Genomic DNA, 23,661 nt, shown 5'->3' on the forward strand with positions numbered 1-23,661 from the left:
CTATCCTTGCGTCAATTTTTTGCGTATCAATGCACCTAGACTTCTAAATAATACTAATAAACTGATTAACAAATACAACGGCTTAGTTCCTAATATTGCATAGGGAGTCATGCCTTCCGTTGCAACGATTTTATGTCTCAGTGTCGTTTCAGTAAATTGCGGAGCTTGTGCAACTATTTTACCTTGTGCATCAATAAAGGCTGTAATACCAGTATTAGTTGCACGAATAACAGGTCTTCCCAGTTCAATCGCCCTCATTCTTGCCATTTGCAAGTGTTGCCAAGGGCCTATACTATCGCCAAACCAAGCATCATTTGAGATAGTTAAAATAAAATCACTTTGCTTAGTTAAATTTTGTTGTAGTTGAGAACCAAAAATAATTTCATAGCAAATTGCCGGAGTAAAATGGCGATTTTTCGCTAAAAATGGTTTTTGGACAAAGTCTCCTGACGCAAAACTTGACATAGGCAAGTTAAAAACTGAACCTAACGGGCGTAATATTTTGTCTAAAGGGACATATTCTCCAAAAGGAACTAAATGGTGTTTTGCATAACGGTTTTTTGTGTTTAGATGATAAGGTTCATCAGCGTTACCGAGATTTACGATAGAATTTAATAATTTATCCTCACTTTCCTCTTGATAAATCGTTCCAATTACAACCTCAACGCCTTTTTCTTGAGCAAGTTGCTGTAAGGTTTGCAAATAAGGTTGAATGTGATTTTCCAAGGCCGGCAAGGCAGCTTCCGGCAATATAATTAAATCTGAGTCATCTAAACTCCGGTTAATTAAGCGTTGGTAAATAGTGAGTGTTTGATAAAAATAATCAGGATCCCATTTTAGTTGCTGTTCAATATTTCCTTGCACTAAAGTAACATTTAGGGATTTTTGTGGATTTTCTTGTGTAAATTTAAGTAACGCAGTGGATGCACTTAGCCCTAACATCACAACAAGCAATACACTATGTGTAATAATAATTGCCCATTGTTTCTTTGATTGTATGAGCTGAGAAATAAGACTAAAAATGACCGCACTTATCCACATCACGAAAAAAGTCAGCCCTTCTACACCGAACAAAGCGGCTAAGTTCGCAAATGGGCTGTCAAGTTGAGTATAGCCAAATTGTAGCCAAGGAAAACCAGTAAATACCCAACTGCGTAAGGATTCAGTCAATGTCCAAATTGCAGGAAATATCGCTAAACTTTGTACCCTAAAACGTTGTACTAAATAAGTAAACAACACAGGATAAAGTGCCAAATATCCTGCCAGTAAAATGACCAGTAAATAACTCACAATTAACGGTGTTCCGCCAAATTGATAAATACTGACATTGAGCCAATTAACGCCAATCCCAAAGAAACTTAAACCCCATAAAAAACTGGCTAGAAGTGCGGTCTTTTTTTGCGATTTTTTAGCAACCCAAATCAACCCAGCTAATGAAAGATAGGCGATTGCCCAAAGATCAAAAGGGGAAAAGGCTAATACGCCCACTCCCCCAGTTAAAATAGCAATGAAATAAACAAGGTAATTTTTCATTCTTCTTTATTCTGTTTTTTACTGTCTATAAGTTGTTCATCAGGCACAGTAACTCGTACTTGAATAATGCGACGACTATCTGCCGAAGTAACTTTAAAATTCAAATTATCCAGTACAACTTCTTCACCACGTTTCGGTAAATAGCCGAATGCTTGCATAATCAAACCTCCGATAGTATCCACTTCTTCATCGGCAAAATTGGTCTTAAATTGCTCATTAAAATCATCAATATCCGTCAAAGCTCGTACTACATAAGTATGACGAGATAACTGACGAATATCCGCCACATCTTCCTCATCAAATTCATCTTCAATATCCCCCACTATTTGTTCCAAAATATCTTCTATGGTAACTAAACCTGAAATCGCACCGAATTCATCAACAACTAGTGCCATATGAAAACGTTCAGCACGAAAATCTTTTAACATTCGATCCACACGCTTACTTTCCGGTACAATAACGGCAGGTCGTAATAAACTTTGTAATTCGAATTGCTCCGCATTAGACCGAAAAAATTTAAGTAAATCTTTTGCATGTAAAATACCGGCAATATTATCTCTCTCATCACTGATAACTGGGAAACGAGAATGTGCACTTGCAATAATAACATCAAGACACGCTTCAAGATCCTGATCATTTTCGATAAAAATAATCTGTGAACGTGGGATCATAATATCTCGAACTCTTAATTCTGAGATTTCGATAACACCTTCAATCATTTCACGTGTATTTTGATCAATGAGCTCATTTTGTTCAGAATCTCGGATAACGTCTACTAATTCTTGACGATTTTTCAATTCACCCTGAAAAAAGCGTCCAAATAAAGAGTGAAAGAAATTTTTCTTACTTTCATTTTCTGTGATTGTATTAATCTGTTCGTCGTTACTCATAAACTGTAATATTGTTTCCGTCTTATTGACCCATGAAAATTATCATATTTTGTAACGAATAACTAGGAAAAATCAGGAAAAGTATGACATAACAAAAATATAAGCGAGAAATAGAAAAAAATAAGGGAGTTTTTTTGAATACTCCCCCTTAATTTCAATAGAGTTTGCTTAAAAATCTAACGGATAAATTGATATTCCGTTTTATGAGAATATTTTTCACCCACCTTTGTTATTCCACCATATTTCCACCATTCCGGATGATTCGGTGTATCAGGCAAACATTGAGTTTCCAAAGCAATACCAGCATAATCAGCATACTGCCCGTTTTGGCGAGTTGGCGTAGCTGATAGAAAATTGCCCGTATAAATCTGTAAAGCCGGCTGAGAAGTCAACACTTGCATTCTCAAAGAACGATCAAGTGCGGTCAAAATAGCACAAGGTTTTTCAATGTCCGGATTAAGCAAGAAAGAATGGTCGTAACCTTTTACCAATTTTTGTTCTTCTTGTAAAAAATCTAAACCGATTGGTTTTTCCTCACGAAAATCAAAACTAGTTCCCTCAACCGCTTTTAACTTAGCATTAGGAATACCCGCACTGTCCACCGGCAAAAAATAATCGCTATTAAGTTGTAAAGAATGCCCTCGAATATCACAACCGAAAGTAGCATCATTCAAGTTAAAATAAGCATGGTTAGTCAAATTAATTGGGCAATCTTGATCACAAATTGCCTCATATTCAATTCTCACGTTGTTGGTTTCACTTAAAGAATAAGTAACAAAAGCATGTAAATTACCGGGAAATCCCTGATCTCCATCAGGGCTAAAATGAGAAAAAGTGATGGAATTTACACCGCACTTTTCTAAATACCAACGCTCATTATGAAACCCTTTTCCACCATGAAGTTGATGCTGATGTTGATTAGCGTTAAGTAAATAGCGTTTACCATTCAACTCAAATCGGCTATTTGCAATACGATTTGCATAACGCCCAATACTCGCTCCTAAATAAACCTGTTGTATCGGATAATCATTAATCTGACACCCAAGCAAAACTTCTCGTACTTCTTTTCCTACCGGTACTTGACAAGAAATCCAAGTTGCCCCCCAATCCATCACTTGCACTTTCATGCCTTTTGTATTAGTTAACGTAAAAATACGAAAAGGTTGTCCATCCGGTGCCATTCCTTGCTTGTGTTCCTTCTCAAAACAATCAATTAGCATATCGTCACTCCTTTAGAAGCTGTACAAACATAAAAATCTTCTTTCAACCCTGTTTGTTTTTCATAGTTGTCTGCAATAATTTGACGTACTGCCTCCACTTTGTCTTGCGGTGCAATAGCGACGATACAACCGCCAAAACCTCCGCCGGTCATGCGTGCTCCACCATTTTTGCCGATAACGACCTGTGCCAACTCCACTAAATAATCAATTTCAGGCACAGTAATTTCAAAATCATCTCGCATGGAATCATGAGATTGATACATTAATTCCCCTAATTTTTGAAAATCTCCCTGTTGTAAGGCCTGAACTGATTGTAAAACCCGCTCATTTTCCGTCACAACATGTTTGGCACGTTTCGCTATTTCAGGATCAAGAGCGGTTAATTCTGCTTCCTTTTGTTTGAACAACTCCACAGATACATCACGTAAGGCTTTCACGCCAAAAAATTGGGCTGCCATTTCACATTGTCGACGGCGTATATTATATTCGCCATTTACTAAATCATGTTTCACATGAGAATTCACAATCATCACAACAATATTTTCAGGAACAGGTATGGCAACAATATCTAAAGATCGACAGTCAATCATGAGAAAATGATCTTTTTGACCCAATGCAGAAATTAATTGATCCATATTTCCACAATTTGCACCTACAAATTTATTCTCTGCCTGCTGACCTATTAATGCAATTTCTATATTTGTTAAAGATAAATCCGCTAGTTGCTGACAAAATTTACCTACAGCAATTTCTAAAGATGCAGAAGAACTTAATCCGGCTGAAAGTGGGATATTTCCACAAATAACTAGATCCGCACCTTGTTGAAAATTCGGACAATGTAGTTGAATAAATTTCACTACCCCCCGAACATAGCCCGTCCATTTCGTGCCCATTTTAGGTTCAATAGGTCGACTTAAATCGAATTCATCATATTCTTGTAAATCTGCCGCATATACACAAAATAAATGATCATCTCGTTTTGCTCCGCTGATCGCCGTTCCATAATTAATTGCACAAGGCATCACAAATCCATCATTATAATCCGTGTGTTCACCAATAATATTTACTCGTCCGGGGGCATAGACATTCAGTTCAGAAGTGCGGTTAAATTTTTCACTAAATAATTGTTTCGCTCGTTGCTTTAGATTTTGTTGAGTCATATTATCACTCCGTCAAATTTATTTATTTTTATAATGAATATCACCTAATTCACGCAATCTTGCCGCTGCCTGTTCAGCGGTTAAATCTCGCTGGCTTTCCCCTAACATTTCATAGCCGACCATAAATTTACGCACTGTTGCCGAACGTAACAGAGGTGGATAAAAATGTGCATGAAGTTGCCAATGTTCATTCTTTTCACCATTAAAAGGTGCAAAATGGAACCCCATAGAATAAGGAAAAGAAGTTTCAAACAAATTATCATATTTGGTTGTGATCATTTTTAATGCCAAGGCAAGATCCTTTGCCTGCGTCTCATTCAGATCAGTTAATCGCTTCACGTGAATTTTGGGTAGTAACAATATTTCAAATGGCCAAACCGCCCAATAAGGCACAACTGCAACCCAATATTCCGTTTCAATTACTACTCTTTCCTGCAAATCTCGTTCACGTTTTTGGTAATCCATTAACAAAACCGAACCTTGTTTATTGAAGTAATTTCGTTGTGCCTTGTCTGTCCGAGCAACTTCATTAGGCAAAAAACTATTTGCCCAAATTTGTCCATGTGGATGCGGATTAGAGCAGCCCATAACCGCACCTTTATTCTCAAAAATTTGTACCCATTGATATTTTTTACCAAGCTCCTCCAGCTGTTCTTGCCAAACTTTTACCACTGCAAAAATTTCCTCTACCGTTAATAACGGCAACGTCTTACTATGATCCGGAGAAAAACAAACTACCCTGCTTTCGCCACGTGCTAGACTGGATTGAAATAAAGGGTCATCCGTTTTTAGTGGTTCAGGAGTATCTTCCAATAAAGCGGAAAAATCATTTTTAAACACAAAAGGTTTCGTATAATTCGGATTTTGCTCACCGGTAATACGCTTATTCCCCGGACAAAGATAACAAGCGGAATCGTAACAAGGTTTATTTTCATCAGCTATTTTTTCCTGTTGTCCCTGCCAAGGTCGCTTAGCTCGATGCGGAGAGACTAAAACCCATTGTTCCGTCAAAGGATTATAACGACGATGCGGATGTTCTGTCGCAACAAATTCGGTCATTTCACTCACTTTTATACCCTCAAAACTTGATATTTATCGCAAAAATGTAAACGATTACAAATAATTTTCAGCTATGCTATCACATCGCTATTTTGTTTAACTGTGATCCATATCACAATTATTAAATTATAAATATTGAGATAAATAATAATTTTGTGAAGTCGCTTTTATTTTAGTTTAACAACCGTTTCCAAACATAATTTATTTGGTTATGATAAGTGGCAATTCATGCAAATTTTAAACCGTATGGGTGAATAAGATGATTACAATTCATGACGTAGCTAGACAAGCGGGAGTTTCTGTTGCGACAGTTTCTCGGGTACTCAATAATCATCCTTCTGCCAGTAAAAAAGCACGCCTAGCGGTTCAAAGTGCGGTCGAAAAATTAAATTATCATCCAAATGCCAATGCTCAAGCTCTTGCCTTACAACATACAGATACTATCGGCGTTGTTGTTACTGATGTAACCGATCCTTTCTTTGCAATTTTAGTTAAAGCCGTAGATAACGTTGCGGAAGAACATGAAAAAAGTATCTTAATCGGCATTGGCTATCACAATGCGGAAAAAGAAAGAAATGCAATAGACACCTTATTGTGCAAACGATGCAGTTGCTTAGTTGTTCATTCAAAAGCTTTAAGTGATCAAGAGCTTGCTCAATATTTAGAACGTATTTCCGGTATGGTAATCATCAACCGTGTCATTCAAGGTTATGAAACTCGTTGTGTAAGTTTAGACAATAATAAAGGTACCTTTCTGGCTACAGAAATGCTGATCAAATTTGGGCATCAGCATATTGGTTATATTGGCTCAAATCATCAAATTACAGATGAAAATGATCGTTTTAATGGCTATTTGAAAGCATTAGAACATCATAAACTTCACGCTGTTGAACATGCAATTGCACGTAGCACACCTGATTTTGAAGGAGGTGAAAATGCGATGATTAATTTATTGAGTTATAACTCAAATTTAACCGCAGTTATTGCGTATAACGACAGTATGGCTGCTGGTGCTATTTCCGTATTGAACGAAAATAATATACAAGTTCCTAAACAATTCTCTATTATTGGATTTGATGATATGCCCATTTCACGCTATTTAATTCCTAAGTTGACTACTGTACGCTATCCTATTGATTTAATGGCAACTTATGCGGCAAAACTCGCACTAAGTCTAGTAGACAATCAAATTGATGAACCTGTTCATATCCAATTTAATCCAACTTTAGTTCGACGCTTTTCAGTTGAACGTCCTTAATTTTCCTATTTTATGAAATCGTTTTCATAAATTTCTATAAATGTGAAACAGATCACAGTCTTGTCACACATTTTCGGCTATCCTTGTCGTGGCTTGCCAAACCATAGGCTAAGTATCGATAAGAATATCTATTTTCCAGTCCAATCAAGGAGCATTTTATGAAAAAAACAATATTAAGTGCGGTAACTTTAGCTGTAGGTTTTAGTGCAATCTCAGCACAATCAGCTGATCGTATCGGTGTAACCATTTACAAATACGACGATAATTTTATGGCGTTAATGCGTCAAGAAATCGATAAAGAAGCAAAAGCTGTAGGTGGATTAGAGTTGTTAATGAATGATTCACAAAATGCACAATCTGTTCAAAATGATCAGGTTGATGTATTAATTTCCAAGGGCATTAAAACATTAGCAATAAACCTTGTTGACCCTGCCGCTGCACCAACTGTCATTAAAAAAGCAAAATCGGAGGATATTCCAGTTATCTTCTTCAATAAAGATCCCGGAGCAAAAGCAATTGGAAGCTATAACCACGCTTACTATGTCGGTACGGATCCTAAAGAATCCGGACTCATTCAAGGTAATTTAATTGCGAAACATTGGAAAGCAAATCCAGCCTATGACTTAAATAAAGATGGAAAAATTCAATATGTGTTATTGAAAGGTGAACCAGGTCATCCTGATGCTGAAGCCCGTACAAAATATGTAATTGAAGCACTGAATGCTCAAGGTATTCAATCAGAACAATTATTTATTGATACCGGTATGTGGGATGCTGCAATGGCAAAAGATAAAGTAGATGCTTGGTTATCCAGTTCCAAGGCAAATGAAATTGAAGTCATTATTTCTAATAATGACGGTATGGCTATGGGTGCATTGGAAGCTACTAAAGCTCATGGGAAAAAACTGCCGATTTTCGGTGTCGATGCCTTGCCGGAAGTATTACAGTTAATTAAAAAAGGTGAAATGGCAGGTACTGTACTAAATGATGGTGTTAACCAAGGTAAAGCTGTGGTTCAACTTGCAAAAAATTTAGCACAAAATAAACCTGCAACAGAAGGAACAAAATGGAAATTAGAAAAACGTGTTGTTCGTATTCCTTATGTCGGCATCGATAAAGACAACTTAAATGAATTCTTAAAATAATTGTTATAATCATTAGGGGAGATCTATGCTCCCCTTTTCTATGAGGTTGGATATGACAGTAACTCTGCATAAAAGTGGCGAAATACTGCTTACAATGATAAATGTCAGTAAATCCTTTCCCGGCGTAAAAGCACTTGATAAAGCGAATTTAACAATTCGATCTCACTCAGTCCATGCGTTAATGGGAGAAAATGGAGCTGGTAAATCAACACTGTTGAAATGCTTATTCGGTATTTATGCTAAAGATGAAGGCGATATTCTTTTTTTAAACAAGCCAATTAATTTCAAAACCTCAAAAGAGGCGTTGGAAAACGGTATATCCATGGTTCACCAAGAATTAAATTTGGTGCGTCAACGTAATGTGATGGATAACCTATGGCTAGGACGTTATCCATTGAAAGGCATTTTTGTTGATCACGGAAAAATGTATCGAGATACAAAAGCTATTTTTGATGAGTTAGGTATTGATATTGATCCCAAAGAGAAAGTAGCGAATTTATCTGTATCACAAATGCAGATGGTTGAAATTGCAAAAGCCTTTTCCTACAATGCCAAAATTGTGATTATGGATGAACCAACCTCCTCACTTTCAGAAAAAGAAGTTGAACATTTATTCAAAATCATTGCAAAACTAAAAAAACGTGGCTGTGGAATCGTTTATATTTCACACAAAATGGATGAAATTTTCAAAATTTGTGATGAAATCACAATTTTGCGTGACGGTAAATGGATTAATACTGTTGAAGTACAAAAAACTACCATGGATGAAATAGTTTCCATGATGGTGGGAAGAGAACTAACTCAACGCTTCCCCCCTAAAACAAATCAACCCAAAGAAGTTATTCTCGAAGTCAAAAATCTGACAGCATTAAATCAACCCTCCATTCAAGATGTTTCTTTTGAATTGCGTAAAGGTGAAATTCTTGGTATTGCTGGACTTGTTGGTGCCAAACGTACGGATATTGTAGAAACCATTTTCGGTATTCGTGAGCGTAAAAGTGGAACAATTAAATTGTATAACAAAGAAATGAAAAATCGCACCGCACTTGAGGCGATTAATAATGGATTTGCTCTCGTTACCGAAGAACGTCGCTCAACAGGTATTTATGCAAATCTGAGCATAGAATTTAACTCTCTCATTTCTAATATGAAATCCTATTTAGGTCATTTTGGTTTATTAAAGTCCATTAAAATGAAAAGTGATACCCAATGGGTTATTGATGCAATGAATGTCAAAACCCCTTCACATCAAACCCATATTGGCTCACTTTCTGGAGGAAATCAGCAAAAAGTAATTATTGGGCGTTGGTTGCTCACACAACCTGAAATTTTGATGCTTGATGAACCGACTCGAGGCATTGATATTGGTGCAAAATACGAGATTTATCAGCTAATCATGGAATTGGCAAAAAAAGATAAAGGGATCATTCTAATTTCCTCAGAAATGCCGGAATTATTGGGAGTGACAGACCGTATTTTAGTTATGAGTAACGGAAAAGTTACTGAAATTGTTGAAACAGCAAAAACATCGCAAGAAGAAATTTTACAACTTGCGGCAAAATATCTTTAAAGGAAGGAAATGAATTATGTCTGCTTTAAAACAAAACAAATCGCTAGATTTCCTTAAACAAAACGCAATTTATTTTGTGTTATTGATCTTACTCGGAATTATTATTATGCAAGACTCAAGTTTCTTAAGTTTAAGAAACTTTAGTAATATTTTAACGCAATCCTCCGTTCGCTTAATTATTGCCTTAGGCGTTGCAGGTTTATTAGTTACACAAGGAACAGACTTGTCAGCGGGTCGTCAAGTCGGTCTAGCTGCAGTTATTTCGGCAACTCTGTTACAAGCAATGGATAATATAAATAGAGTTTTCCCTGAACTTGGTGAAATTCCTATTCCTGTTGTAATCATAGTAGTCTGTATGATTGGGGCAATAATTGGATTGGTAAATGGGGTTGTAATTGCGTTCTTAAATGTCACACCTTTCATCGCCACGATGGGAACGATGATTATCGTTTACGGTATTAACTCTCTCTATTATGATGCTGTCGGTTCTTCACCTATTGCAGGGTTCAACGAAAGTTTCTCTACATTTGCTCAAGGCTTTTTCCGTATAGGTTCTTTCAAGCTTTCCTATATTACAATCTATGCAGCTTTGGCTTCTTTTTTTGTATGGGTACTATGGAATAAAACACGTTTCGGTAAAAACATTTTCGCTATCGGTGGTAATCCGGAAGCAGCAAAAGTATCGGGTGTTAACGTTACTCGTAACCTTGTCGTCATTTACATGATTGCAGGTATATTCTACGCTTTCGGGGGGATGTTAGAAGCGGGACGTATCGGTTCTGCCACCAACAATCTAGGTTTTATGTATGAACTTGATGCCATTGCAGCTTGCGTTGTAGGCGGTGTATCTTTTGCAGGCGGTGTTGGTACTGTACTAGGCGTAGTAACCGGTGTATTAATTTTTACTGTCATCAACTATGGTTTAACCTATATTGGTGTAAATCCATATTGGCAATATATTATCAAAGGTTCAATTATTATCTTTGCCGTTGCAATTGATTCCTTGAAATATGCGAAGAAAAAATAGTTTTTATCAGACAGTGCCGTAAAACCACGTCCTTTAGGGCGTAGATATAAGGCACAAATATGATATACTTCTTACTGCTAACAGAGGTCGCTTTAGACTCTCAATGACGGCATAATCAGGGCAGGACGTGCCCGTAGCGTCTGTGAAGTGAATCGCATTGGCGGTCAGCAGCAGAAACCCTCCGAGAGTAGCCATTGCTTGCAATGGGAGCTGGTAGGAATCTCCTTGCTTTAGCTAGGGGAGGACGTCAATAAGGACTTTTAAATAAAAAGAGTTGCTAATAACTTCAGAAAGATATTATTAGCAACCATTTTTCATTACACCTTTTAATAGCAACGCCTTTAATTAGGCAACATATTCATAATGAACTACTCCGCTACTTTTAATTCTGAATAAATATAATGGCGATAAGACTCTAATAATTGTTGATCAGTACAGTCCTGTAACTTACCTCCACTTAATTTTCTCATTTTAATATTTGTTTGCATAAATTCATCGACAGGCAATCCCGCTATTTCTAAAATAGCTCCTGCTATAAATGCTAAATCTAAAAAATCGTGCTTTTCAAAATCCGTTTCTAAATTACTGCGAACCGCAAATTGCGTGATATATTCCGGATAAGGATAATTAAAACTGTAACTTGGTACAGCTTCTTTTATTGAAATTTGATGATCGCCAAAATAACCTAAAATATAAGGCTTATTTCTCCGTTGCATATAAAGATTAAAATCTTCCATAACTTGATTCAAATTTACAATCCGTTGAATATAATCATTTAATTCCCCGATCCCTCGCTCCGTTGCACAATCCATTTGAATTTGAAAAATATTACCGCAGTTGTAATAAGGACCATGTTCACGCATTGTTAATACATAAACAAATAAGGGTTTTTGTAAATCTTTTAGTTGAGGCACATCTTTTTTATCAAGAATTTTCTGAACATACTGACTCATTTCATCACTACCGATTGTCCATAGATTTTTACCCATGGGAGCCGGATAGCCTAAATCTTGCGGTTGTAACATTAAATCAAAACCAAAATGATCATAAGCAGATTTCGCATTATAGTTTCCTTTCGTAAAAGGCGACAAAGCAACACAATAATATCCTTGTGCTTTTAAATTTTTAACAAAACTGTATTTTAGATGAGGAACGACAGAATAAAATACTGCATTTGCCATTGCACCGAAATCTGTTGAGGGCAATCCTGATAAAAATGCAAATTCTGATTTCCAAGTTGCACCACCTAAGGTATGTACTCGCAGATGAGAATTACATTTTGTATCATCTTGATTTTCATACATTGTGATAGGTGGAATATTGTGCTGTTTAAAAAGAAAACTATGCGGATTTAACGTTGATTCTTGTAACCAAACTACAATATCTGCTTTTTGCTCCGAATTTGATTGTTTATGGCTTTCAATTGATTCTGCTTTTTCAAGAAAATATTGACTACCTCCAGAAAATACCGGCGATTTATAAAAGATTCCTCGACAGGACATAGGTAAATTAAGAAATACATCTCTTCCATCATCAGGTAAAGAATCTAACCATTGCTTGATAGCTTGCTTATTCTTTGTACAGTGACAAATTGAAACAATTAAAATAATAGAAATTAAGCCTGATATTATCTGCCAATAAAAAGGAAGAGCGGGGGTATTTTGCCAACCGAATATACCATAAGCCAACAAAACCAATAGCCCCATAATAGCAAAAAAAGCCTGACGATAATGCAACAAGGTTTCCCAATTTCGCCAATCTATGACTAAAAAGAAATCTGAAATCAAAAGCGGTTGCTTATAAAAATGGATTTTAATTCGATGAAACAACACAAAAACAATGAATAATGTAGAAGAAAAATTAACCGCTCTTTGCCATTGCCCTGTAATAGTAAACATAATGCCAATAAATAACAAAAATTGACTTATTGCAAAAAAATATGTCCAACGATAATGGGAGTTAATAATAAAAATTATTGAAGCAAGGCTAAACAAAATGAGCAAGGCATATTGCACCATAACATATTCCTAAATGTAAAAAAATAACTGCACTTTATTTTAGCAAAGTGCAGTTATATTCTATACCAGTTTTTCTCTTGTTATAACGCTTTCAAAATATCTTCTACTCGCTCTTTTGCATCACCAAAAAGCATTTGGGTATTTTCTTTAAAGAACAACGGATTTTGTACACCAGCATATCCTACCGCCATAGAGCGTTTGAATACGACAACATTAGCCGCTTTCCAAACTTCCAGAACAGGCATGCCTGCAATTGGACTATTCGGATCATCCATGGCGGCAGGGTTCACTGTATCATTTGCACCAATGACTAATACGACATCGGTATCCGCAAAATCTTCATTGATTTCATCCATTTCAAGTACAACATCATAAGGCACTTTCGCTTCTGCAAGCAATACGTTCATATGCCCTGGCAATCTTCCGGCTACAGGGTGAATACCAAAGCGAACATTCACACCACGTTCACGCAATTTTGCTGTAATTTCCGCAACCGGATATTGTGCTTGAGCCACTGCCATACCATATCCCGGTGTAATAATAACAGAACTTGCATTTTTCAACATTTCCGCCACTTCTTCGGCTGTTGTTTCACGATGTTCACCTTGTTCTGCCTCTGATGAAGCAACTACATCATTACCGAATCCACCGGCAATGACACTGATAAAAGAGCGGTTCATTGCTTTACACATAATGTATGACAAAATTGCCCCTGATGAACCTACTAATGCACCGGTAACGATGAGCAAATCATTATTTAACATGAAGCCTGCCGCCGCAGCCGCCCAACCTGAATAAGAGTTCAACATGGATACGACAACCGGCATATCTGCACCGCCTATTGAAGCAACAAGATGCCAACCAAATGCAAGTGCAATCGCTGTCATTAGTAATACAGGGAAGATATTATCAGGTGAATTTAAAAATGCGACCATCAACAACGCAGAAATAATCAATGCCGCCAAATTCAATTTATGGCGATGAGGCAACATTAACGCTTTAGAATTAATAATACCGCGTAATTTACCGAATGCGACAATAGAACCGGTAAATGTTACCGCACCAATGAAGATACCTAAAAAGACCTCAACATTGTGAATAGTTGCCAATACAGATTGTTCCGCAACAAAGTCCGCTTTTTGTTGTGCTAATAATGCTTGAGCAGCGTCCGTGACATATTCAACACCTTCCGGTACCAAAAATTGTGCGGTTTCATGCAAACCGAAACTATTAAAACCGACCAATACAGCCGCCAAACCAACAAAACTATGTAAAATTGCAACCAATTCCGGCATTTCGGTCATTTCAACCTTCATTGCACGTTGAATACCAATGACGGCTCCGACTGCCATTGCAATAATAATCCAGAATAATCCTTGTGAATATGGTCCAAAAATGGTAGCAACAAGAGCAATTGCCATACCAACAATGCCATACCAACAACCGGCTTTAGCAGTTTCATGTTTAGAAAGACCTGCTAAACTCATAATGAACAGTAATGCTGCAACAATATAGGCAGCCTGTACTAAACCTTCAGACATTGCATCCTCTCCTTAACCTTTTCTAAACATGGCAAGCATACGTTGAGTCACTTTAAAGCCACCAAAAATATTAATTGCCGCAACCAAAATAGCAATGAACGCCAACAAACTGATAAAGAAATTTCCTTGTGCAATTTGCAATAATGCCCCCACAATGATAATTCCCGAGATTGCATTAGTAACTGCCATTAATGGTGTATGTAACGCATGACTTACATTCCATACAACGTAATATCCGACTACACAAGCCAATACGAACACAGTAAAGTGCGATAAAAATGCAGCCGGCATAACAGAACCAAGCCATAAGAAGACCGCTCCTGCCAATGCCATTGCCCCATATTTCACTTTAGGGTTCGTCGGCGTTTTTTCTTTTTTATCCGCAACAGGTGCGGTTGTTTTTTGTTGCGGTTGTGCAGAAACTTGAATCGGCGGAGCCGGCCAAGTAATCTCGCCATCACGAATTACGGTTACACCACGCAATACCACATCTTCGAAGTCAATATGGATATTGCCATCTTTTTCTTTGCATAAAAGTTTTAATAAATTAACCAAGTTTGTGCCGTAAAGTTGAGAGGATTGCGTCGGTAAGCGACTTGGAAAATCTGTATATCCAATGACTTTCACCTGATTTTCAGTTACCACAATTTCACCGGCTTTCGTATAATCACAATTTCCGCCTGTCAGTGCAGCAAGATCCACAATCACACTACCCGGTTTCATGGAATCCACCATTTCTTTAGTAATCAAGCGTGGTGCCGGTTTACCCGGAATCGCTGCTGTGGTAATAATAATATCCACTTCTTTTGCTTGTTCCGCATAAAGTGCCATCGCTCGACGATTAAATTCTTCTGACATGACTTTTGCGTAACCGTCACCGCTACCGCCCTCTTCTTGGAAATCTATTTCAAGGAAGTCCGCTCCCATTGATTTCACTTGTTCTTTTACTTCCGGACGGGAATCAAATGCACGAACAATCGCACCTAAACTATTAGCTGCACCGATTGCTGCAAGCCCTGCAACCCCTGCACCAATAACAAGTACTTTCGCAGGAGGTACTTTACCTGCAGCTGTAATTTGCCCTGTGAAAAAGCTACCAAATTCATGTGCAGCTTCAATAACAGCACGATACCCGGAAATATTTGCCATTGAACTTAACGCATCTAAGGCTTGAGCACGAGAAATGCGAGGCACAGCATCCATTGCTAACACATTAATTTTCTTAGCAGAAAGTTTTGCCATTAGCTCTGAATTTTGAGCAGGCCAAATAAAGCTAATAAGCGTTGCACCTTCTTTAATTTGTGCAATTTCAGCATCTGTCGGTGCATTTACTTTAAAAATAATATCCGCATTCCAAATATCTTGTGCCGAACCAATTTTTGCGCCTGCATTTACAAACGCCTGATCTTCAAAACTCGCATTAAAACCGGCATTGTTCTCAACAATCACTTCAAAACCAAGTTTCAAAATTTGTTGAACCGTTTTTGGCGTTGCCGCCACACGACTTTCATTATCAAGCAGTTCTCTAGGTACACCAATTAACATAATGTTTCCTTCAAATTGATTGATTAAAAAAATTGGGAGATAATATCGCCCATCCTTTAAGATGACAAAAAGTCAAGCGGAGTAAATGTACCACTAATTCGCTAAAAATAAAGCTATTTTCTTAAAAATTTCAACTATCGCTTCAATCAAAATTTTTTTCAGATAAAGCTGGTAAAATTACTAAAACTGTTGGATAACAAGGATTTTTATGCAATTACCGAATTTACAATCAGCAACATTACTTCGCCGTTATAAACGCTTTTTGGCAGATGTAGAATTAAACAACGGTGAAATTTTAACGCTTCATTGTGCCAATACCGGTGCAATGACAGGATGTGGTGAAAAAGGCGATACAGTCTGGTTTTCTACTTCTGACAGCAAAACGAGAAAATATCCGCACTCTTGGGAATTAACCCAACTCAAAAACGGTCAAACGGTATGTATCAATACTCACCGTTCCAATCAATTAACGTTGGAAGCTTTGCAAAATAAAATCATCACAGAATTAGCTGAATATGATGAGATTTTGCCTGAAGTAAAATATGGTGTAGAAAATAGTCGCATTGATTTTTTACTCAAAGGTAAAAACTTACCTGATTGTTATGTCGAAGTAAAATCCGTTACGTTTGTCAAAAATCATCTCGGTTTGTTCCCTGATGCCGTCACAACAAGAGGACAAAAACACTTGCGTGAGCTTATAGCAATGAAAAAGCGGGGACATAGAGCGGTCGTTTTTTTCGCCGGTCTTCACGACGGTTTTAATCGCTTCACTGTTGCAAAATCTATTGATCCTGATTATGCCGAATTACTGCAGCAAGCAGTTAAAGAAGGTGTTGAAGTTTATAGCTATGCTGTAAAATTTGATTTTTCTCATCAAAAACCGACCGCACTTTATCTAACAAATTTAGTGAATTACCTAGAATAATTAAAGACAAGAAAAAAATTGATAATAATTTTTATTTATTTATTGACAAGCTATTTGAGAACAATTATCATCTATATCACTCAAACAATAATAGATAATCACTCCAACATTTCAGCGTTTCTTCCCCCACAAAAGAAACGCTTTTTTTTATAAAACAGAATACGCTTCCACTCTTAGCATTCTCATCTCGAAAAACGGCTTACCTCTAATAAATCTATTTTTCGATGAAAGCCGTATTCTGTGAAAATACTTCTAAGAATAATCCTAACGGAGGTTGTGTTGACGAAATTTTTTGATAATGTTGATTGTATTTTTGATAATGCCCATTCCTATCAATATGATATTGCGAATCATCCGGTGTAATGATCACATTCCACCGGTAATTACCGGCAAGAACCCAACTACGATTATCATCCAAATCAAATAAATCCTGCCCCTGAGAAAAATCGCTAATTGGATTTTTTACTTTAAAAATATGTTTCATTAAGGCTGGGACCAAATCGGTATGACTACTCAATTTATTCACTTTACCGATAGGTAAATTTTCCCATCTTATAATCATTGGAACTTGAATTACTTCTCTTGCAAAATAATTAGTTGGTCTTTTTTTATCAGAAAAATCAAAACTATAACCATATTCGGAAGTCACTATCACAATGGTATGAGTAAAATCTATCGACTTAAATGCCGAACCAATCTCATCATCAATTTCAGATAACTTTTGATAATATTGTTCAATAGTCAAATTGCTGTTCAGTGAATAATTTAGATAGGCAAAAAATAATTTTTGCTGTTGTTGTCGAGTATTAACAAACTCAATAAAACGCTGGGTAAATGCGTTGCTGTCATTTCTTATTTTCTCATTCGCAAAAATACTTTTCTTCAATAACGCACTTCGGGATAAATTCTGACCGAATAACCCAATTTCATACCGCACTTTTCCTTGTTTCAATTGCTCAATTAATACAGGTGTTGTTTTATTGCTAAGTAAGCTGTCCGCATAATTAGCATTCAATCCATAAAACAATCCTGTCAAACCTTGATTAAGAGAGTTTCCTGAACTGTAATGATGAGTAAATTCAGTTGAATTCTCAGAAAATGCAAATAAATTAGGCATTATATCCTGTCGAACTGCATCATGGCGTAATCCACTAATAGTGATAAGGACAATATTCGTCTTTGGCAACTCATCGGAAAAAGTCAATTTCTGCTTTGGATAATTCACTTTTAACGCATCAAGACGACCTTGCTCATTTAAGGTTTTTTCATATTCAGACTTATTTAAGAAACCATGTTTTTCGAGAAATGAACGTGCTGTCATTGGATAAGATAGAGGGAAATTCGATTTTTGCATGGTAATCGGGCGATAAATATACGCATCTGCCCAAGCATAAAGAATATGTGTAGCAATAAAGCTAACAACAAATACAAGAGCAACACCTTTAATCCATTTTTGTCTCTCTAAACTGCGTAATTTATACCATGCCCAACGTGAGAAAAGCATTTGAACAAATAAAATCAATGGCATAGGTGCAAAAAATATTTGCCACTTATAAGATAACTTACCATCATCAGGATTAACCAACAAATTCCAAACGAGGGTTGAAAGATGTAAATTAAAACGAGAAAACACCTCTGTATCAACCAACAGTAAGGTTGCACCTATCGTTGTTAAAATAACGCTTATACCACGAAAAGTGCGTTCATTTTTTATAATAAAACTGAGAGGAAAGAGAGCGAGCAAATAGAGAGCAAAAACAATGAAGCTGAAATGCCCCAATAAACTAATAAAAAAATATATTTTACCGAATAAAGTATGCGGCCAATCAATAATAAAGGCATAACGACTACCAATAACAATTGCCCACAAAATATTAAAAAAAGCAAACCAATGTCCCCACGTAATCTTACGAGATAATTCATCACGATATTGCTTGCTTGTTTTAATTCCAAACATATTATTTACTATTTTTTACTGAATTCATTAAAGCATCGGAAAATACTTTTGCCAACACAATACGTTGTTGCGACCCAACACTACTGTTTAACAAATGGGTTACCATATTGCCCAATACGACTAAAGAAAGATCTACCGGAGCTTGATGCTTTTCCAGTACAGCGATCATATCATTCAATATTGCCTCAACTTGTTTATCTTGAAATTTTGAAATTTTTGCCATTTAATTTTGTACGCTAAATATAAATAGAAACGAATAATTTGGACACATACTAGCATATTTTCCTTAAAGTGCGGTTATAATATTAAGAATTTTTATCATAAACAGGATTTGAACAAAATGAGCATTATAGTTAATCAAATTGTTTTGCATCAATTGGTTAAAACATCACAAGATGAAAATACCGTTCAACTAAAAACGCACTTACGTGATGAATTATTACCAATTACAGCGGAAACAGAACAAATGATGTTGCAATTACATCAAGAGTATCAAAATAAAACAAAAGCCTATGGAGTATTCCAAGAAACCTCAAATTTTGCTCAAATACTCAACCGCACATTGGAAAACGATATTGATTTCTTGGCATTTAGTCATCAATCAGCAGAATTATTACGTCAAGAGTTGGGAAAATACAGTTTTGCCAATGATGGCACGTTAATTTTGTGTCAATACAATTTTCTCGCAACAGATTATTTATTCATCGCATTATTAGATAGCCGTTATAGTATGTTGGTTGATGAAAATCTGGAAATAAAACAAACGCATTATCTTGATATTACTCAATTTGATATTGCTTGCCGAATTAATTTAACCGAATTGCATTTAGATGCAAAATCAACTCGTTATCTGACTTTTATTAAAGGTCGAGTTGGACGCAAAATTGCTGACTTTTTTATGGATTTTTTAGGTGCAGAAGAGGGATTAAATCCTCAAGCACAAAATCAATGTTTATTACAAGCAGTTAGTGACTACTGCCAACAGGCGGATTTGACAAAAGAACAAACTCAAGCGGTCAAAAAACAAGTATTCGATTATTGTAAAGGACAAATAAATGTAGGCGAAGAAATCGTTGTCAGGGAACTTTCTGCCAATATACCCACTCTAAATGAACAGTCTTTTGTTGATTTCGCTGTCAGCCAAAATTATGGCTTAGAAGAAAATATTCCTCCCGTACGTACTGCATTAAAATCGCTGACTAAATTTTCCGGCTCAGGAAAAGGTATCACATTAAGTTTTGATGCCGAGTTATTAAACAGCCGTATATTTTGGGATGAAGCAACGGATAGTTTAACCATTACAGGACTACCGCCGAATTTACGCGATCAACTACAACGCCAAACAAAAGAATAAGTTGGCAATTTTACGAATTTTAGTTATTATCCACGACGTTATTACGAGTTAAGGTAAACAAAATATGCGATTAAAATTTATTATTCCTGCTATGATTTTAGGATTAAGCGTTACCGCTTGTTCCAGTGTTCAAAAAATCGTTTATCGTATTGATGTTCCACAAGGAAACTATTTAGAATCTACCGCTGTAGAACAAGTGAAAGTGGGCATGAATGCACAACAAGTTCAGTACTTACTTGGTACGCCAATGCTAATAGATCCATTTAGCAATCAAACTTGGTACTACGTATTTTTACAACAAAAATCTTATAATGCACCTGAGCAACATACTTTTATTGTGAATTTTGATCGACGCGGTATTGTCACCGACGTTAATTTAGATAAACCGCTACCTGATGTTGAAAAAGAATATATCAATAATACAATCATTCAAGGTCCGGAAGCAAAACGCACAAGCTGGTGGAAATTTTGGAGATAAATAATAGACCGCACTTGCGGTCTTTTTTCTATGCGGACTTAGGCAAAAAACAGGAACAAATAGATTGACGCAATACTATCTCAGGTTTTAACGTCAACGTGCGGTAACTTTCGGTAGGATTTTTTATTCGTTGCAACAATGTATCTACTGCCAAGTGTGCGAATTCATCTTTAGGTTGATGAACGGTGCTGAGTGGAGGAGAAAGATATTGTGCTAAATGAATATTATCGTAACCAATAATGGAAATATCTTCAGGCACAGATAACCCATGACGCCAAACAGCTTGATAAGCACCCACTGCAATGGTATCACTACAAGCAAACACCGCACTTGGACGCTGTTTCAATTGTAACAACTGTTCCATTCCCTTAATTCCGCCTTCAAAGTTAAAATGACTTTCAATAATCCATTTATCACGAATAGGAATGTTGTATTCTTGCAACGCTTGCTTATAGCCTTTCAAACGATTACGAGCAAGAGGCTTTTTCAGATTTCCCGTAATAATCGCAATATCATGATGTTGATGCTCAATAAGAGTCCGTGTCGCCAAATATCCGCCCAGCTCGGAATCCTCAAAAATTTTATCCGCACTTAGCTCTGTCGGCCACCAATCCATGATGACAGTAGGAACAGTTAAATTTAAAGGACTGGTTTCAAAGGCACTATCCGTACACATCAAGAGCAATCCATCGACCTGCTTGCGTATCAAATTTTGCAGATTTTCTTGCAAACAAATACTGTCATCATTGGTATTGCATAAGATCAAATGATAATGATGTTGGCGACAATAACGTTCAACACTCGCCACAACCTCAGCAAAAAAAGGATTATCACTCGTAGTTACCAGCATGCCGATTGTTTTAGTTTCTTTGACTTTCAAACTGCGAGCCAATGCTGAGGGCGTATAATTCAGTTGCTCCACTACCGCCATGACTTTCTGCCGAATTTCTTCACTGACAAAACGTGAATTATTAATCACATGAGAAACAGTGGACGTTGATACCTGTGCAATTCGAGCAATATCTTTCATTGTAGCCATCTTCAACGCCCTTACATTAATTAATGTTGTGCCAAAAAGTCTAATGTTTCTCGACGAGTTGGAATGGAAGGTTGTGCCCCTTGACGCGTCACACTAATCGCTGCCGCCGCATGTGCAAAACGAATAGCTTCGTCAAGAGATTTATTTTCTAAAAGTGCGGTCAAAAATGCCCCATTAAACGTATCACCGGCTGCAGTTGTATCTACAGCATTTACTCTGAATCCAGCTATAACCTTATTTTGCCCCAGTTCTTGTGTCGAAGATTTCCGACTCACATAAACACCTTTTGAACCTAACGTAATCAACACAGTAGCAACACCTTTTTGATGCAAAACACTCGCTGCTTTCGCCGCACTTTGCTCGTCGGTTACCTTCACACCGGTTAAAATTTCCGTTTCTGTTTCATTCGGCGTAATCATATCTAATAAACTGAGCAATTCATCAGGTAATTGGCTCGCAGGAGCAGGATTTAATACGACTGTCGCACCATATTTCTTAGCTAATTTAGCTGCTTCCAAAATTGCGTTCAACGGTGTTTCCAATTGCATGAGTAAATAATCCGCCCGCTCAATTTCTGTCGCAAATTTATCTACAATCTCAGGCGTTAAATATGCATTTGCACCGGCAGAAATGACAATACTGTTTTCTCCGCTATCAGCCACTTGAATCATTGCAATTCCGGTCATTTCATTAGGTATTTCAGTAATCGTTGCAACATTAATACCATCTTGTGCAAATGCTTTTTTCATCGCTTGCCCAATATCGTCATCACCGATACAACCAATAAAATTCACTTTTGCACCTTGGCTAAAATCCGCTAATCTTGCTGCTGCCACAGCTTGATTTGCACCTTTTCCGCCATAAGCAATATGATATTGTTTACCACTTAGTGTTTCGCCCGGTTTGGCAAAGTGCGGTACAGAAATAACATGATCTGCATTAATACTACCAAGAACAGTAAGAGTTTTACTCATCATTTATCCTTATCAGAAAATAAACAAAATCGCCCTTATTGTTTATATCAAGAAATGAGGACAATAAATATGTCCTCACTTTATTATTTAACAATGACTTTTAAGTCAACAGGAATTTTCTCTGCGACGGTTTCACCTTTCAATACCTTATCAGCAGTTTCAACGCCTAAACTACCGATAAGTTCCGGTTGTTGTGCAATAGTTGCACCTAATTTACCGCTTTTAACTGCTTTAACACCATCATCAGTGCCATCAAAACCGACTACCAGTACTTTTTTATTAGCCGCATTAATAGCACGTAACGCTCCCAATGCCATTTCATCATTTTGTGCAAATACAGCTTGAACTGCGGATTTACTTGCTAATAAATTTTCCATAACGTTTAAGCCTTTAGTACGATCGAAATCAGCCGGCTGACTGGCTAATACGTCAAATTTGTGTTCTGCAATAGCTTGTTTGAAACCCTCGCCACGCTCACGTGCTGCAGATGTACCGGCAATACCTTCAAGTTGAATAACTTTGGCATTTGTCCCCAATTTCTGTGCAATAAAGTCACCTGCCATTTTACCGCCGGCTACGTTATCTGAAGCGATATGGCTCACTACCTTACCTTTTGCCGCTCCACGATCTAGGGTAATGACAGGAACATTACGATGATTGGCAATAGCAACCGCATTTGAAACCGCTTCGCTGTCTGTCGGGTTGATCAATAATACTTTTGCACCACGAACCATTAAATCTTCAACATTAGCCAGTTCTTTCGCAGGATCATTTTGCGAATCTAACACGACTAATTTATAACCTAATTCATCCGCTTTTTTCTGTGCACCGTCTTTAAGTGACACAAAGAATGGGTTATCTAAAGTTGACACCGCTAATGCAATTGTCTCTTTTGCCATTGCTACACCACTAAAAGCAAGACTTAACATGACAGCTGATGCAATAGTTGTTAATTTTTTCATTTTAAA

General features: G+C 36.9%; 20 protein-coding genes. 7 read left to right on the plus strand and 13 right to left on the minus strand.

The window, feature by feature from the left end; translation table 11 throughout:
* The 5 genes from lnt to galT form a co-directional block, all read right to left on the minus strand.
* Nucleotides 1–1,533, minus strand: coding sequence for an apolipoprotein N-acyltransferase (gene lnt / locus HNR69_RS04750; protein ID WP_075293679.1), 1,533 nt, complete (start codon nucleotides 1,531–1,533; stop codon nucleotides 1–3).
* Complete coding sequence (corC, locus tag HNR69_RS04755) at nucleotides 1,530–2,423, minus strand: CNNM family magnesium/cobalt transport protein CorC (RefSeq protein WP_075293680.1); 894 nt, start codon at nucleotides 2,421–2,423, stop codon at nucleotides 1,530–1,532. Before corC ends, lnt begins: the two co-directional genes overlap by 4 nt.
* A gap of 176 nt (nucleotides 2,424–2,599) precedes the next feature.
* Entirely contained in the window at nucleotides 2,600–3,643 is a 1,044-nt protein-coding gene (gene galM, locus HNR69_RS04760) for a galactose-1-epimerase (RefSeq protein WP_087437233.1), read from the minus strand.
* The gene (galK, locus tag HNR69_RS04765) at nucleotides 3,637–4,803 is read right to left on the minus strand and encodes a galactokinase (protein WP_075293682.1); all 1,167 of its coding nucleotides are present in this window, start codon (nucleotides 4,801–4,803) and stop codon (nucleotides 3,637–3,639) included. The genes galM and galK overlap by 7 nt, the downstream gene beginning before the upstream one ends.
* Nucleotides 4,804–4,821: 18 nt before the next feature.
* Complete coding sequence (gene galT / locus HNR69_RS04770) at nucleotides 4,822–5,862, minus strand: galactose-1-phosphate uridylyltransferase (RefSeq protein ID WP_075293683.1); 1,041 nt, start codon at nucleotides 5,860–5,862, stop codon at nucleotides 4,822–4,824.
* Nucleotides 5,863–6,121: 259 nt separating this feature from the next.
* On the opposite strand from galT, the gene HNR69_RS04775 reads away from it, so the two are divergent.
* The 4 genes from HNR69_RS04775 to mglC all read left to right on the plus strand — a co-directional run bounded on the left by HNR69_RS04775 (nucleotide 6,122) and on the right by mglC (nucleotide 10,862).
* The gene (locus HNR69_RS04775; protein WP_135026559.1) at nucleotides 6,122–7,120 is read left to right on the plus strand and encodes a substrate-binding domain-containing protein; all 999 of its coding nucleotides are present in this window, start codon (nucleotides 6,122–6,124) and stop codon (nucleotides 7,118–7,120) included.
* A 158-nt stretch (nucleotides 7,121–7,278) separates the two neighbouring features.
* A complete protein-coding gene (gene mglB, locus HNR69_RS04780; protein WP_075293684.1) occupies nucleotides 7,279–8,265 on the plus strand; it encodes a galactose/glucose ABC transporter substrate-binding protein MglB in 987 nt (328 codons plus the stop codon).
* A gap of 52 nt (nucleotides 8,266–8,317) precedes the next feature.
* Nucleotides 8,318–9,835 (plus strand): galactose/methyl galactoside ABC transporter ATP-binding protein MglA, encoded by a 1,518-nt coding sequence (gene mglA / locus HNR69_RS04785; RefSeq protein WP_075293685.1) that lies wholly within the window; start codon nucleotides 8,318–8,320, stop codon nucleotides 9,833–9,835.
* 16 nt (nucleotides 9,836–9,851) lie between these two features.
* Nucleotides 9,852–10,862, plus strand: coding sequence for a galactose/methyl galactoside ABC transporter permease MglC (gene mglC / locus HNR69_RS04790; RefSeq protein ID WP_075293686.1), 1,011 nt, complete (start codon nucleotides 9,852–9,854; stop codon nucleotides 10,860–10,862).
* 368 nt (nucleotides 10,863–11,230) lie between these two features.
* Here the strand turns inward: mglC and HNR69_RS04795 are convergent, their stop codons facing one another.
* The 3 genes from HNR69_RS04795 to pntA all read right to left on the minus strand — a co-directional run bounded on the left by HNR69_RS04795 (nucleotide 11,231) and on the right by pntA (nucleotide 15,966).
* Nucleotides 11,231–12,880, minus strand: a complete 1,650-nt coding sequence (locus tag HNR69_RS04795) for a sulfatase-like hydrolase/transferase (protein ID WP_075293687.1) — start codon at nucleotides 12,878–12,880, stop codon at nucleotides 11,231–11,233.
* A gap of 80 nt (nucleotides 12,881–12,960) precedes the next feature.
* Nucleotides 12,961–14,421, minus strand: coding sequence for a Re/Si-specific NAD(P)(+) transhydrogenase subunit beta (gene pntB / locus HNR69_RS04800; protein WP_011608387.1), 1,461 nt, complete (start codon nucleotides 14,419–14,421; stop codon nucleotides 12,961–12,963).
* A gap of 12 nt (nucleotides 14,422–14,433) precedes the next feature.
* Nucleotides 14,434–15,966 (minus strand): Re/Si-specific NAD(P)(+) transhydrogenase subunit alpha, encoded by a 1,533-nt coding sequence (gene pntA, locus HNR69_RS04805; protein ID WP_075293688.1) that lies wholly within the window; start codon nucleotides 15,964–15,966, stop codon nucleotides 14,434–14,436.
* 208 nt (nucleotides 15,967–16,174) lie between these two features.
* Here pntA and sfsA point away from each other — a divergent pair, with 208 nt between their 5' ends.
* Nucleotides 16,175–16,891 (plus strand): DNA/RNA nuclease SfsA, encoded by a 717-nt coding sequence (gene sfsA, locus HNR69_RS04810; protein WP_011608385.1) that lies wholly within the window; start codon nucleotides 16,175–16,177, stop codon nucleotides 16,889–16,891.
* A gap of 214 nt (nucleotides 16,892–17,105) precedes the next feature.
* On the opposite strand, the gene HNR69_RS04815 is transcribed toward sfsA, so the two are convergent.
* Both HNR69_RS04815 and HNR69_RS04820 read right to left on the minus strand, forming a co-directional pair.
* The gene (locus HNR69_RS04815) at nucleotides 17,106–18,848 is read right to left on the minus strand and encodes a DUF3413 domain-containing protein (RefSeq protein ID WP_075293689.1); all 1,743 of its coding nucleotides are present in this window, start codon (nucleotides 18,846–18,848) and stop codon (nucleotides 17,106–17,108) included.
* 1 nt (nucleotide 18,849) lies between these two features.
* A complete protein-coding gene (locus HNR69_RS04820) occupies nucleotides 18,850–19,071 on the minus strand; it encodes a YejL family protein (protein WP_011608383.1) in 222 nt (73 codons plus the stop codon).
* A 117-nt stretch (nucleotides 19,072–19,188) separates the two neighbouring features.
* Between HNR69_RS04820 and yejK the strand changes: the two genes are divergently transcribed.
* Both yejK and bamE read left to right on the plus strand, forming a co-directional pair.
* Entirely contained in the window at nucleotides 19,189–20,202 is a 1,014-nt protein-coding gene (yejK, locus tag HNR69_RS04825; protein WP_075293690.1) for a nucleoid-associated protein YejK, read from the plus strand.
* Between the two features lie 64 nt (nucleotides 20,203–20,266).
* Nucleotides 20,267–20,680: an outer membrane protein assembly factor BamE gene (gene bamE / locus HNR69_RS04830; RefSeq protein ID WP_012341754.1), complete on the plus strand. Its 414-nt coding sequence runs from the start codon at nucleotides 20,267–20,269 to the stop codon at nucleotides 20,678–20,680.
* Nucleotides 20,681–20,708: 28 nt separating this feature from the next.
* Here the strand turns inward: bamE and HNR69_RS04835 are convergent, their stop codons facing one another.
* The 3 genes from HNR69_RS04835 to rbsB form a co-directional block, all read right to left on the minus strand.
* A complete protein-coding gene (locus tag HNR69_RS04835; RefSeq protein WP_075293691.1) occupies nucleotides 20,709–21,719 on the minus strand; it encodes a substrate-binding domain-containing protein in 1,011 nt (336 codons plus the stop codon).
* 20 nt (nucleotides 21,720–21,739) lie between these two features.
* Nucleotides 21,740–22,693, minus strand: coding sequence for a ribokinase (rbsK, locus tag HNR69_RS04840; RefSeq protein WP_075293692.1), 954 nt, complete (start codon nucleotides 22,691–22,693; stop codon nucleotides 21,740–21,742).
* A gap of 83 nt (nucleotides 22,694–22,776) precedes the next feature.
* Nucleotides 22,777–23,655 carry a ribose ABC transporter substrate-binding protein RbsB gene (rbsB, locus tag HNR69_RS04845; protein WP_075293693.1) on the minus strand — a complete coding sequence of 293 codons (879 nt, stop codon included), beginning with the start codon at nucleotides 23,653–23,655 and terminating at the stop codon, nucleotides 22,777–22,779.
* Between the last annotated feature and the right edge of the window lie 6 nt (nucleotides 23,656–23,661).

Source organism: Histophilus somni, assembly GCF_014202395.1.
Taxonomy (GTDB): Bacteria; Pseudomonadota; Gammaproteobacteria; order Enterobacterales; family Pasteurellaceae; genus Histophilus; species Histophilus somni.

Excerpts from the sequence above, each read along its gene's own strand:
- lnt (WP_075293679.1), bottom strand. The coding sequence starts at position 1,533 with ATGAAAAATTACCTTGTTTATTTCATTGCTATTTTAACTGGGGGAGTG.
- corC (WP_075293680.1), bottom strand. The coding sequence starts at position 2,423 with ATGAGTAACGACGAACAGATTAATACAATCACAGAAAATGAAAGTAAG.
- galM (WP_087437233.1), bottom strand. The coding sequence starts at position 3,643 with ATGCTAATTGATTGTTTTGAGAAGGAACACAAGCAAGGAATGGCACCG.
- galK (WP_075293682.1), bottom strand. The coding sequence starts at position 4,803 with ATGACTCAACAAAATCTAAAGCAACGAGCGAAACAATTATTTAGTGAA.
- galT (WP_075293683.1), bottom strand. The coding sequence starts at position 5,862 with ATGACCGAATTTGTTGCGACAGAACATCCGCATCGTCGTTATAATCCT.
- HNR69_RS04775 (WP_135026559.1), top strand. The coding sequence starts at position 6,122 with ATGATTACAATTCATGACGTAGCTAGACAAGCGGGAGTTTCTGTTGCG.
- mglB (WP_075293684.1), top strand. The coding sequence starts at position 7,279 with ATGAAAAAAACAATATTAAGTGCGGTAACTTTAGCTGTAGGTTTTAGT.
- mglA (WP_075293685.1), top strand. The coding sequence starts at position 8,318 with ATGACAGTAACTCTGCATAAAAGTGGCGAAATACTGCTTACAATGATA.
- mglC (WP_075293686.1), top strand. The coding sequence starts at position 9,852 with ATGTCTGCTTTAAAACAAAACAAATCGCTAGATTTCCTTAAACAAAAC.
- HNR69_RS04795 (WP_075293687.1), bottom strand. The coding sequence starts at position 12,880 with ATGGTGCAATATGCCTTGCTCATTTTGTTTAGCCTTGCTTCAATAATT.
- pntB (WP_011608387.1), bottom strand. The coding sequence starts at position 14,421 with ATGTCTGAAGGTTTAGTACAGGCTGCCTATATTGTTGCAGCATTACTG.
- pntA (WP_075293688.1), bottom strand. The coding sequence starts at position 15,966 with ATGTTAATTGGTGTACCTAGAGAACTGCTTGATAATGAAAGTCGTGTG.
- sfsA (WP_011608385.1), top strand. The coding sequence starts at position 16,175 with ATGCAATTACCGAATTTACAATCAGCAACATTACTTCGCCGTTATAAA.
- HNR69_RS04815 (WP_075293689.1), bottom strand. The coding sequence starts at position 18,848 with ATGTTTGGAATTAAAACAAGCAAGCAATATCGTGATGAATTATCTCGT.
- HNR69_RS04820 (WP_011608383.1), bottom strand. The coding sequence starts at position 19,071 with ATGGCAAAAATTTCAAAATTTCAAGATAAACAAGTTGAGGCAATATTG.
- yejK (WP_075293690.1), top strand. The coding sequence starts at position 19,189 with ATGAGCATTATAGTTAATCAAATTGTTTTGCATCAATTGGTTAAAACA.
- bamE (WP_012341754.1), top strand. The coding sequence starts at position 20,267 with ATGCGATTAAAATTTATTATTCCTGCTATGATTTTAGGATTAAGCGTT.
- HNR69_RS04835 (WP_075293691.1), bottom strand. The coding sequence starts at position 21,719 with ATGGCTACAATGAAAGATATTGCTCGAATTGCACAGGTATCAACGTCC.
- rbsK (WP_075293692.1), bottom strand. The coding sequence starts at position 22,693 with ATGAGTAAAACTCTTACTGTTCTTGGTAGTATTAATGCAGATCATGTT.
- rbsB (WP_075293693.1), bottom strand. The coding sequence starts at position 23,655 with ATGAAAAAATTAACAACTATTGCATCAGCTGTCATGTTAAGTCTTGCT.